This is a genomic window from Anaerobiospirillum sp. NML120511 (assembly GCF_023050955.1).
Taxonomy (GTDB): Bacteria; Pseudomonadota; Gammaproteobacteria; order Enterobacterales; family Succinivibrionaceae; genus Anaerobiospirillum.
Genome location: NZ_JALKIK010000042.1, coordinates 1 through 12692, shown reverse-complemented (window position 1 = coordinate 12692; position 12692 = coordinate 1). Strand labels below are relative to the sequence as shown.

Here is a 12692-nt window from a genome sequence, read left to right as displayed (position 1 = left end):
TTATCACGGCGAAAATACCAGTCACTGTCAACTCAGTCCAGGCATACGTCCCACAGCATTGCTTGACGAAGAGTCGACAGCTGCCGGTACTTCCATGACCAGTTCTGACCTGCAGTCAGTCAAGCCTCCATCAGACAAAATATTTCAGCTCAGGCATGGCAGCAAGCTCTTCCCTGCCTGATTGTGCAGTCCCGCCCTTCTCACAGTGACGGACGGGGGCAGCTTAACCGGCAAGAAAGAATTTCAACAATGAACATCCTCAGCAGATTATTTGGTGACAGCGGCAAAGACAAAAAGTCCGAGCAGAATAAAGCTGGTACAGGTGTGCCTGCAACTGACAGCCGCAAGGATTCATCTTTACTGCAGCCTCAGGTGAATCTCAACAATGAAGCTGTACGCAGTGCTGTGGAGAAAATGCGCAGCTTTGAGGAGCACCGTGGCCTTAACACTCTGCCTCAGGCATCTTCACGCCCGGCGGACAGCGCCCCCCATACAGACGGACATTTACAGCTCCAGCAGCAGGCTCTTAACAGGGCTGAACAGGGACTGAGGAAGATGGACGGATCCACTGGCGAGCGCCAGGACACCATGGCCGTGTCCCGTGCCCGGGAGCGCCTCAACCAGATGCAGCAGTCCTCCCAGGCCCGCACCACCGCCACAGCCCCGGCTGCAGCCGACCCGGCAGCCGCAGCAAGCCAGACCGCGCCGTCTGCCCCTGCTGCCGGCGCATCACAGGCACCAGCGGCCGCTGCTGCCCGCCCAGCTATTTCAGGTACAGTATCAGAATCTGCAGGCACTGTTGTAACCGCCCGTCCTGCCACTGCAACTTCATCAGCAGCTGCAGGTACAGCCACACAATCAAATGCAGGCGCTGCTGCAGCCGCCCGGACAGCCAGCACGACTGCACCGGCGGGCCCAGCTGCTGCAGGCACATCATCCGATGCAGCCCGTCCTGCCACTGCAACTTCATCAGCAGCTGCAGGTACAGCCACACAATCAAATGCAGGTGCTGTTGCAGCCTCCCGCCCAGCCAGCACGACTGCACCGGCGGGCCCAGCTGCTGCAGGCACATCAGCCGCTGCAGCCCGTCCTGCCACTGCAACTTCATCAGCAGCTGCAGGTACAGCCACACAATCAAATGCAGGTGCTGTTGCAGCCTCCCGTCCAGCCAGCACGACTGCACCGGCGGGCCCAGCTGCTGCAGGCACATCAGCCGCTGCAGCCCGTCCTGCCACTGCAACTTCATCAGCGGCTGCAGGCACAACCTCACAGTCAACTACAGCTACAGCTGCATGCGCTGCCTCCGCTGCACAGTCAAATACAGGCACAGCTGCACAGCCTGCAGCCGCAGCCAAAACCTCAAACAAGCTGCATTTGCGTCATAATCATGATGGTTCACGTACAGCCTCAATGGCATCTTTAATAGCTGCCAAAAAGGCCGCAGACACTCAACAAGTGAGCAGCAATGCTGCTAAGGCTGCCGCCGCTTCAACTTCATCAGCTGCAACAAGCGCAGCTGAATCTAATGATGATGCTGCAAAGCCATCAGCCCGTCATCAAGTCAGCAGCAAGCCTTCTGAATCAGCAGCCGCTTCAACTGCATCGTCTGCATCAGCTCAATCAACAGCATCGGCTGCAGCAAGCGCTGCCGGTTCTAATGATGCTGCCTCAAAGCAATCAGCCAGTCATCAAGTCAGCAGCAAGCCTGCTCAACCTGCAGCTCAGTCAGACAGGTCATCACAGGCAGTGGCCAGTAATGCATCAGCAGCCTCCGGCTCTGCTGTTGCCGGGGCTTCGGCTTCCGCCGCTGCTGCAGTGCCTGGCAGGGCTGCTGCGAGATCTGCTCAGTCAGGTGCTTCAGTGCGTCCTGGCAGAGAGCAGGATAAAGACTCTGACGGCCATGGTGATAATGATGGGAGCCTGAAGGGGCTGAAGCCTGGTGACTTCAGGCCGGTTTATGTTAAGGAAGATGACGATCTTGAGGCCATGCGCAGGCAGCTCTCTGACGGCCAGCTGATTGTCCCGGCTGATCTTACTCAGGCCCACATGCTCTTTGGACATGATGCTCAGTCCATCAAAAATGCCCTCAAGCCTTATATGCGCTATATCGACCTGTGTGAAGACAGGTTCCTTGGTGAGCGCTACAGCGGTTCTCCTTGCAGATCAGGCAATCTTTTTGTGCTCGAAGACCGCTATATGAGCCACGGCTTTCATTTCTCTGAAATGCCTGAGCACACCTTGATTGAGTTTTTCCAGGTACTGGCATCTCGTAATCCAGCCGATCCTTTAAGTCGATGTGGCGAAGATGAGTTCGGGCGTGTCTGGGCAGTCAAACTCAAGCGCCTGATGCTGCGCCGCATACTCTTTAACAACCCTGTTCTTAATACCGTCAATGCCGCAGGAGATCTGTCTCAAGGGCAGGAATGGGAGGTATGGCGAGAGGGATTCAACCGTCACAACAATACCGCTTACGATAATAAAGCAGCTTTGTTTGAGATTACCGATGAGATGCTGGAGCAGCTCAAGAAAGAGTTTGGCAGCTTTACCAACTTCCAGAAGGCTGTCGATCTGCTGCGCTACAGCTCCACTGACTATGAAACCAATCGTCAGTGGTGTACCCGCTTTGTCTTTACCTACGGTCTGAACACCATCTTCAATGAGATTGTGACCGATGGTTCCTTAAAGAACAACATCATGGGCGGTCAGGGACATCTTGTCTATGCCATGCTCCAGCGCGGCTGTTCACTTATTACTGCCCAGGATCCGGACAGCAAACTTGCAGATACCGGAAGAGTGCTGTTTGAGCGCTTCTTCAACGAAGATCCTGTAGATGAGCTGGCCGCCCGTATCAACCGCTGTGCTGTGGTCAATACCGAAGAGCGCAAGGGCTCGGCCGATGAGAACATATTCCTTTTCAATCTTCAGAAATTCGCAGCTGAATGTCAGGATGGCAACGCAGCCGTAGCCCGTGCCCGTGCTGAGGCCATAAACGAGAACTACTGCGGTGAAAGCGTATTCTGCCGCCCTGTTTCCTACCTGCCTTACAAGGATCTCAAGCTCTTTGGCAACCTGCTTGAAGACGTGAACTCCCTGCTTTCACTGCAGCTGAGCAAGCAGGATCTCTTCCTTGCCTTAAGCCAGATCTGCACCCTCTATCTGCTGGTCTTCCTTACTGAGCAGCAGCAGAAAATGTGTAACTGTCTGCGCGACTATGAAGACACGCTTAAGAGTGAGTCCGGACGTGGAGCCAGCACTCAGCGTCAGGTAATGGATATCAATATGGTGATCTGTCCTGAGGATGCAGATCTTCCGGCCATCAAGCGCCTGTCCATGGATCGCGTCCGTGAGAACAACAATCTGTTAAGTCAGAGCCAGGAAGCTTATGTGCGTCATCGTATGAACAGGGCAGTTGACCTGGCTGCGCCATTCCTGCGCCGCAAGAGTGCTCTTAAGAGTGATGAGCAGAAGTTTCTCAAGCATCTGCTGCTGGCCGTGTTCGACTTTGACTACAAAGCTGTTGACGATGAGGACAATGAAAAAGCCCGTAAGGACAAGCAGAACGCTCTGCGTAAGATTGACCGCTCGCTGGACAATTGCGACAAACTAATTGATACCATGTGCGATGTAGTCATAAATCGCGATGTGCATATGCATGGCATACACCTTCGCATGTTGCAGGCAATCGGCCTTGGCATAGGCAAAAGCAATCCTGGTTTAACTCAATACAGCATGAGTGACAGCCTGACCAAAACTCTGGTCATGACCGTGCTTGGAGATCGTGAGTACATGAAGCTCAGTGACTTCATGAACATCCTTTACGAGCGCTGGCATATTGTTATTGGTCCACGTGAGGCCTATCAGTATCACGACAGCAACCGTATGGAAAACAACATCAACAAAAAGGACTTCGAGCTCAACGAGGCACTGTTTAAAAAGACCCTGCACCGTCTGAACATGCTCATCCGCCTGAGCGACCTGTGCGATTACATCAAGAAGCCATGGTAATGGCTGATACATGGTATAGACCAGCACGTCAGGTATGGTTTGACCATGGCCATTGCTGGAGCATTGGCTCATGATGAGTCATATACTCATGATACTGAATCAGTCTGATTGTATGCTGATGAGGTCCTTGGAGCCTGCACTCTATGAATTCCAGGAAGCAACATACCGTAAGCATTTGTAAAAGCTGATTACTTTCCCTGTCTGCCCTATCAACTCTTTTTCAGGTTACCCCCATGAAAGCAAGCTCAATGTTATGCACTGCCCCAAAGTTTCGTTCCGCTCATGAAAGGGAAGCTGCAGCAGCTGTTACCGCTCAGGATGATCTGACTGTGCTCACTCATGAAGAAAAGACCGCGCTCGAAAATCTGCGCAAGTCGGTACTTGCTGAGCATAACGAGCATAAGGCCATGGCCGACAGGCTGATTGCCATAGCCGGTGCCGCAAAGGTGACTGAGCTGCTGCCGACTACATACAGGCAGTATATGAGTGCCAGCAACAATGGCGAGCAGGGCCTTGGAATCATAGTTCTTGATAACCTGGACAGCCATACCATCAGGCTGATCTGCGACCGTATCCTGGAGCTGCAGCTATCAGGTGCAGTACCTGCTTTTGCTTCAGGTCAGGGCGGTGATGATGAAGATGAGAGCGTACAGGAAGCGGACAGCTCTGAGAGCAGCTGGAATCCGGCCTCGATCATTGATATGAGGATTAACCGCTCGCTCATGAAAAACGAGTCGGACAATCTGGTCTACCTGAGCAACACTACAGCTGCAGATGCCCGTAATTCCTTTGTTCCGGGCAAAATCATTCTCTGTGCTGCCACCATTGAGGAAACCCGCGACACCATAGGCAATGCCGTCAAAATCGACAGCAACAGTCTTATCGAGGGCATTGTGGATCATGTCACCGACTTCATGACTGTCTGCTCAGCCCAGTACGGTCTTCCGGTATACAGCTGTCAGAAAGGCCCGGATCCTCTCAAGACAGTGCTGAGCCTGCTGTGCAAGTCATCTGACATCAGCGTCAATCCATACACTCTTGCCATATGGGCCTGCGCTGTGTGGAGGAACATGGAGGGCGGCAAGGAGATCATCGACCTGCGCCGTGCCATGGGCCGCAGCCTCAATGTCTTTTCACTGCCATCAGACAGCTGTCTGTTTACTGTCTCCAACCTCGACAAGTGCACAAAGACCAGTTATAGCCGCCGCCTCAACGAAATGCTCAAGTCAAGAAGCTCGCTGAGAACCGGCAATATCACCATCAGTCGCAAAACTCAGCAGCTGAAGTTCAAAACGGTAGCTGAAAACTATCTCAATAACTTCGTCAATGATGATGAAGGCAATGCATCTCTGAGCTCCACAGAGCATGCCATTATCAGAAACTATCTGAGCGCCCTGAGCCACTTCGAGCAGGAAAGCTACAGCAATGCTTTTGCCCTGCTGTGCCGTATTGACTGGGACACCTGTCTTGAAGCTCTGTTCCAGCCGAAGAACAAAAAGGCCGACAAGAAGACTCTCTGGGAGCAGACAGTTGATCACTTCAACGCTCACAGAATCAGTGAAGACGAAAACATAACTGATGAGGAGCGCGAAGAGGTAGCAGGCCTTGCTGACCAGACAGCCAAAAGTCTGAGCAAAGAGGATCAGGCTGTCCTATATCAGTTCTACCGCAGCCACCGCCGCATCATTGAGAAGAAATCGACGCTGGAAAACAAATGGCGCAAGCTGATTTTCGGCACAGGCACCTACAGTGACAGCAATTTCATGCTCTCTCTGACCAGCTGCATTCTCAATCTGCAGCTCACCCAGGATCAGAGCATTGAACGCATTGAGCTGACGCTTGATGTCTCCAATGACGATATGATGGCTTTTAACTATGAGGCTGCATCATATTTCAGCATGCGCTTCGGTCCTTACCTTGCCCGCCTGCAGCGTGTGCTGCCGGGCCGTTTCTTCGTGACCGGACCGGGCATTACCCTGCCTGAGCCACAGCTGGCTTCAGGTGCCGGCTCCTCAGCCCCTTCCGACCAGGACAGTCCTGTAAGTCCTGTTATCAACTATGAGGCCTTCCTGCGGGCACATGAAGCATCTGATGATGAGGCTGACTCACGCTCACAGAGCACTGCCGCCAAAGCACTGCAGCTGAAATTCCAGGTCAACATTACCCTCAGCGGTACCGCCTCCAAAGAAAGGTACCAGATTACATGGTCCGCAGATAAGGACAACCCGCTGCGCTTTACCCATGATCTCGACGCTATTCTCAACTATGGCCGCCTGCTGGCCGGATCCTATGAGCAGCGCCTGTACGGTCTGTCGAGCACCGAAAAGCTGGTCATGACCTTAAAGTCCGGCAGTGCCTTTGCCGGCTATCAGGACGGTCTTGCCCTGTTCAGACCTGATGACAGTCACAACCTCAGTGAAGAGGCCAACCGCATCTTCAACAGACTCAAGACTGAGCATGCCTCCTCATACCCTGGTATCAATGACCAAGTTGAGAAGCTGCGTGAAGAGTGGGACAACTTTACTGATCGCTACTTTGAATGCCTGCAGTCGCTGCGCGACAGCGCTCTGCTTTATGATCAGGCACTGGAACTGTCACGCTGCTACGCCCTGCTCCAGGGGCATATTATGGCCCTGGGCTATGACAAAAATGCCGATAACAATCTGCGCTCTGCCATGCGTGCTCTGAGCTCTGTACTGCTGCAGACCGGCATGGCATGGCCGGTCAACCACACCGGTACGGCCATAGCATCGCCATTCAGCGTGGAGAGCATGCGTGGCTTTACTGCCCGCATGGAGCGCCTGACCTCGCTTATAGTCAGAAGAGTGTTAAATCAGACTGATGTATGTGAGCCTGACATGTTTATGGATACGCTCAGTGCCGATATCAACTATGTCGACGCCCCTGAGCTGTGCCTTGCTGATCCGGCTGAAAGCACAGGCAGCCGCTACCCGCTGATTGCCTGTGAAAACTACATGGGCTATACGCTCTACAATGAGCTGTCCAGATCCGGACATGATTTCAGCCCGCTCATCAGTGCTGAACACAGCATCACCGAGATTATCAGCTTCATCAGCACCTACATAAGCTCCCAGCCTTATCCTCCTGAAAGCTTTACCATCATGGTAAATGAGTGCCGCTTCCCGGATCTGGCTACCGAGTTGTACCGCAAGCTGCTGGCTGCCAAAGGTCTGAGCAAAATGAGCTTCAGGATCCTCTTTGTCAACCGCGACATGCAGCTCTCCCAGGAGCTGTACCGTACCTTTGAGCGCCTGCGTACCACTCCTGAGTTTGTCCGCCTTGACCTTGAGCACCGCATCAATATCAGCGTTCTTGCCTATATCAGGGATCAGAATGCCACCGGCACCCTGGTCAACTATCTGAATTCTCATACCCTCAGCCAGGATGTGATGACTCAGATCTACAAAGACATGGCCAATGCCTCAGGCGGCAGTGCCTCTGCAGGCAATAGTACCTTTGTCGGCTCCAGTGACGGCCATGGGGCATCAGCCGATGGCAATTCCTGTGCAGACTACTGCGCTGAAACTGCGGCTGACTTTACCCGTATTGCTGATGTGGCCCTGCTTTTCCACGTCTTTGACGGCCATTCTTCTGTCAAGATGCAGAGCTCACGACTGCCGGTGCTGACCGACGAGATCAATGCCCAGCCATCTCTTATCAACCGCAACAGCTCCTCAGACAGCTCAGGTACCACTGCCAGCCGCTATATCATCAATCAGATGCAGACAGCCGAACGCATAGTATGGTTCAACTCCATACTCTTTGCTGAAGACCAGCAGTCTGATGCCGACAGGAGCGCCCAGACCTGTCAGAAGCTGATGGCCTACATTGACAGCCGCAGCCATGACAATGCCACCTTTGAATCGGACCTGCCTTTCCGCTATCTGTCAGATGTCAGCGAGAAAGGCCACAATCATCAGAGTCTGGATGACTTCATCAACAGCGTTCACGAGCGCAGCGAAGTCGTGGCCTTCATGGATGAGCTGCAGTGCCGCAGCATTGTTGAAAAAGACCACCGCCGCCTCGTTTACTACAGCCGCCTCAAGCACAGCGACATCAACTTCATGGTGTCATCTGCCGCTCCGCGCAGCCATACCGACCGCTGGCTCACAGGTATCTACGACAATCTGTGCAGCGACCGCAAGGACGACTGTAAGACCTTTATCGATGCTGCCCGCCGTGATGCTTCAGCAATATCAGGCAGCATTGTGCTGCGCGCTGAAAGCCGCCGTCATAACACCATGGAGCTGACAGGCAATGTCATGTCCCGTTTCCTGGGCGCACAGATCTTTGCCCGCTTCCAGCATGAGTACGGTCTGCAGACCGTAAATTCCATGCCGCGCCCGGTCTTCCTGTCTCTTGATGACTACATGTCAGTGCTCACCGTAAGAAAGGGCATGCTTGCCGACATTCTGGGCATGCAGATCTTCGAGTACCCTCAGGCCGATGCCCAGTCAGACGGCAATGCAGACATCGCCCCTGACAACGACCCTGACATCGCCCTGGCCACATCTGAGCAGGCCACCGACGGTATGCCACGCAACCGCTATGTGCTGGCCATTCAGATCCTGGAGTCCAAGTTCCTGCAGCAGTTCTCCCGCACTGATGCCAACAAGTCAGCCCGTCAGGCCCGCGTTTCCACTGAGATGTTAAGCGAGCCGTTTAATGGCAATCATGCTGACCGCCATCAGTGGCTGGCCCGTCTTACCGGCATGATTACCGACAACTGCAGAGTAGCCACCAAGGCCGACTCGGCCGAGCTTGCTGAGATCATCAACATCATCAACGAAGGCCATGTCGACATTCACGTCAGCGGTCTGTCCCTGGTATTTGCCTGCAACAGCGACAGCAAGGGCTCTGATACCAATGACATTGCTTCTGCTGCTGCCATACCTGACTTCAGCGACAAGTCAGGCGACGGCCGCCGCATCATTCAGCTGTGCCTGCACCGCAATGCCATCAAAAAGATGTTTGATGCCTACATTGACCAGCAGCGCAGCACTCATGGCTCAGGCAACCAGGGCAGCGATGGCGCTACAGACTGCCGCGTACTCGACAACCTGCTTGCCCGTGCCGAGATGTCAGATCTCAACCAGTATCTGACCCGCAACGGCCCCCAGATCATCAGCCTCAACCCTCAGGGCACCCTGGACCTGACCACCAGCCCATGGCCTCAGCAGCCGCAACATCCTCAGCCGCTGTCCCGGCAGCCCCAGCAGCCTGTCGCCACTGAACCTGAGGTAAAGCCTGAGGTTCAGCAACAGACACAGCCCCAGCCCCAGCAGCCTGCTGCACCCGAGGTAAAGACTGAGACTCCAAAGCAGCCCCAGCCACCGGTCACCCCAGCACCTGAAGCAAAGCCAGAGGTTCAGCAACAGACACAGCCGCAGCAGCCTGCCGCTCCTGCACCTGAGGTAAAGCCTGAGGATACACAGCAGCCAAGAACTCCGGGAGCACCTGTATATGAGGCTACGCAGCAGGAGTTTCCTCCAGTCACACACGGGCCTGGTACAAATCCTGAGGCTGCTAAACAGCCGCAGGGCCAGGCTGCGGCCAGTCAGGATGATGAGACTGTGGTTTATGCTGAGCCACGTTCCCTGCCCATGATCACTGTACCAAGGCGCTCTTATGGCAGCTGGAGACCGGTGGCGGACAATCTGTCACACTCTTCAGACTCTGCATATGACAACGAGGATGACATCCGCAATAACATCGATATCATCAACCAGGCCATATCAGGCTATAAGGTCAAAGCTCATGTGGTTAATCATGAAACAGGCCCGGTCATTACCCGATACGATCTGGAGCTGAGCAGTGATACCAAGAGCAAGAGAATCACCGAACTTGCCAACGATATTGCCCGTCAGCTTACTGTTGCCTCAATACGTGTTGTGCCTGTAGTTGAAGGCACTCCTCACGTTGGCCTTGAGGTTCCCAACAAAAAGCGTATCAGCCTGCACCTTGGCGATCTGGTACACAGCAATGAGTTCCAGAACTGCCGCATGGAGCTGCCTGTATGCTTCGGTGTATCAGTAACCGGCTCGCCGATAATGGTTGACCTGGCAGATGCGCCACACCTGATACTGGCAGGCACTACCGGCTCAGGCAAGTCTGCAGGTCTTAACAACATGCTGCTCTCCCTGCTGCTCAAGCGCTCACCGGCACAACTGCGCATGCTGTTAATTGATCCTAAACAGCTGGAGCTGTCCTTATACAGGGACCTGCCTCATCTGCTGGTTCCGGTAATTACTGATGACATAGAGAAGAACACCATCAAGGCCCTTAGCTGGTGTGTCGATGAAATGGAGCGCCGCTTCAAGCTGATGTCATTGGTGGGTGTCAGGAAGATCAGTGAGTTCAATGAACTGGTGGAACGCAGACGTAATGAGGGCAATCCTGTTAAGGATCCGCTCTGGACAGCCTCGCAGTCTCCAGAGCCTCAGCTGCTCGAGCCGCTGCCTAATATCCTTATAGTCATTGAGGAGTTTGCCGACCTTATGGCTCAGAGCAGCAAGAAAAAGAAGGATGAGGTCAGTGTTGAGAGCCTGCTTGGCCGTCTTGGTCAAAAGTCACGTGCTGCCGGTTTCAACATGATTCTGGCTACTCAGACTCCTCGTGTTGAAGTCATTAACGGCACTATCAGAAGCAATTTCCCATCACGTATTGCTTTCACCGTTCAAAGTGGCATGGACTCCAAAGTCATCCTCAATGAGACCGGAGCCGAAAATCTTCTGGGCAAGGGCGACATGCTCTACAAGATGTCCGGCAGTGCCGTGGCCTTACGCGCCCACGGCAGCTTTGTCTCAAACGAAGATGTCCATTACGTAGTTAATGCATGGAAGGAGCGCTGCGGCACAGCCGAGTATGTTGACGGCCTGCTCGATAAGAACTATGCAAAGCCTGAGATCCCTCTCAGTTCCGGCATGGACCAGGACTATGCCCGGGCCCATGCGATGGTCAAAAACTGGCAGAAGGAGAACCTCTATTCTCCGCAGGTATCTGATCTCCAGCAGTCTCTGGGTATTGACTTCTCAAAGGCCAATCGAATCTATAACAGGCTGAAGGAAAACGGCGTCCTGCGCACTTAAAAGGAAAGGCAGCCCCGAGGGGCTGCCTTTCCTTTATGTGCGGTTGTCTGGTGCAGTCAGGCCGGCAGCCAGACTCAGCGCAGCTCTGAGCAGCGCATCCGCGCTGATCTGCGACAAGCTGGCTGCACCTGACGTCAGCAGCCAGGCACACTGACCATACGGTATTGACCGCTGGCGGGACTGAGCCCTGTAGGAACTGAGTATACTGAGGGCCAGCTCATCGAGATTGTCTGTACCTCTGATGTACCTGGCTCCCGCCTCACGAACCAGCATATGGTTACCTGCTATTACTTCGGCTTTGTCAGTGCTCTCATCTGAGTACTTGACGACAAAAAGCGGCTTGCCTGAGTTCACACAGCTCCTTGCCGCATGCATGTTACCGCCTGTTACTCCGGTCTGAATGACCACATTGGCCAGAGCAAGAGCGCCTGAAGGCGAGCGCAGGCCCCCAGAGTGTATCTGGTGACCGGCGCACCCAAATCATACTCAGAGAGCAGCAGTCCACCATTTAGCACTATCTCCTGAGCAAGCCTGCGGTTTTGAGGCGGAAATACAGTATCGCGCCCATGGCCCACAAATGTGGCCGTACGCCCGCCTGCTTTAAGAGCGCCTCTGTGGGTACTGGTGTCACAGCCCATGGACATACCGGAAATAATGCAAAAGCATATGCGCGCAAACTCAGCAGCCAGATAATGGCAGGCCCTTTGAACTGTCAGGCTGCAGCTTCTGCTGCCAATGAGCGCTATACCCGGCAGCTTCATAGCACTGAGCTCGCCCCGGAAGAAAAGCAGCACCGGTGCATAATCCCGGACTCCATATTATGTGCTGACCTGCCTGAGCAGTTCGGGAAATGCCGGCTCATAGCATGAAAGGATGTCTGCTCATAGCATGATAAGATGCCAGCCCCACTGGCCTGCGCCCTCTGGACATCAGCATCAGCCGCCACGAGCGCCTTGTCCGTGTCTGCTGCTGTTACTGCTCGCTTTCAAGGGCTATAAGGACTGCTCACCCTGATTGAACATGCGGAGAGTAGCGGCCGTCCGTTGAAAATGCAGGCCCCAGAAACGCAAAAACCACCTTGCGGTGGTCTGTTCATGGGCCGGAGTGGACGTTCAGGTCCTGCTACTGGCCGTTAGCCTGCATGATGGGCTGGGCCGTGCAGGCGGAGCCTGCGCGGGCCGGCTGCGGCGGCGCAGACGCTGCAGCCGGGGCTGACGGCGTTCTGCTTTTGCAGGGGCCAGAAACGAAAAAACCACCTTGCGGTGGTCAGTTTAAAAGTGGTGCTGATACCGAGAATCGAACTCGGGACCTCACCCTTACCAAGGGTGCGCTCTACCAACTGAGCCATATCAGCACATCGAAGATAAATGGCGGAACGGACGGGAATCGAACCCGCGACCTCCTGCGTGACAGGCAGGCATTCTAACCGGCTGAACTACCGCTCCGCATTTAAAATTAAGTCTGGCGATGACCTACTCTCACACAATCGTACGTTGCACTACCATCGGCGTTACTGCATTTCACTTCTGTGTTCGGAATGGGGACAGGTGGGACTACAGCACTATGGTCGCCAGACAA

General features: G+C 54.2%; 3 protein-coding genes, 2 tRNA genes and 1 rRNA gene. 2 read left to right on the top strand and 4 right to left on the bottom strand.

The features are described from left to right. Window positions 1-249: 249 nt before the first annotated feature. Both MXE39_RS10400 and MXE39_RS10395 read left to right on the top strand, forming a co-directional pair. The gene (locus MXE39_RS10400; RefSeq protein ID WP_246978578.1) at window positions 250-4005 is read left to right on the top strand and encodes a hypothetical protein; all 3756 of its coding nucleotides are present in this window, start codon (window positions 250-252) and stop codon (window positions 4003-4005) included. A 233-nt stretch (window positions 4006-4238) separates the two neighbouring features. Continuing rightward, window positions 4239-11114 carry a DNA translocase FtsK gene (locus MXE39_RS10395; RefSeq protein WP_246978576.1) on the top strand — a complete coding sequence of 2292 codons (6876 nt, stop codon included), beginning with the start codon at window positions 4239-4241 and terminating at the stop codon, window positions 11112-11114. A gap of 33 nt (window positions 11115-11147) precedes the next feature. On the opposite strand, the gene MXE39_RS10390 is transcribed toward MXE39_RS10395, so the two are convergent. From MXE39_RS10390 to rrf, 4 genes are all read right to left on the bottom strand, one after another. Next, window positions 11148-11468: a hypothetical protein gene (locus MXE39_RS10390; protein WP_247074057.1), complete on the bottom strand. Its 321-nt coding sequence runs from the start codon at window positions 11466-11468 to the stop codon at window positions 11148-11150. A 924-nt stretch (window positions 11469-12392) separates the two neighbouring features. Next, a tRNA-Thr gene (locus tag MXE39_RS10385) sits at window positions 12393-12468 on the bottom strand. A gap of 14 nt (window positions 12469-12482) precedes the next feature. After that, window positions 12483-12559: transfer RNA gene (locus MXE39_RS10380), tRNA-Asp, on the bottom strand. 14 nt (window positions 12560-12573) lie between these two features. Further along, window positions 12574-12689, bottom strand: a 5S ribosomal RNA gene (gene rrf / locus MXE39_RS10375). Window positions 12690-12692: the final 3 nt, after the last annotated feature.

Bases quoted from the DNA above. Each gene is read 5' to 3' on its own strand.
- MXE39_RS10400 (WP_246978578.1), top strand. From the start codon at position 250: ATGAACATCCTCAGCAGATTATTTGGTGACAGCGGCAAAGACAAAAAG.
- MXE39_RS10395 (WP_246978576.1), top strand. From the start codon at position 4,239: ATGAAAGCAAGCTCAATGTTATGCACTGCCCCAAAGTTTCGTTCCGCT.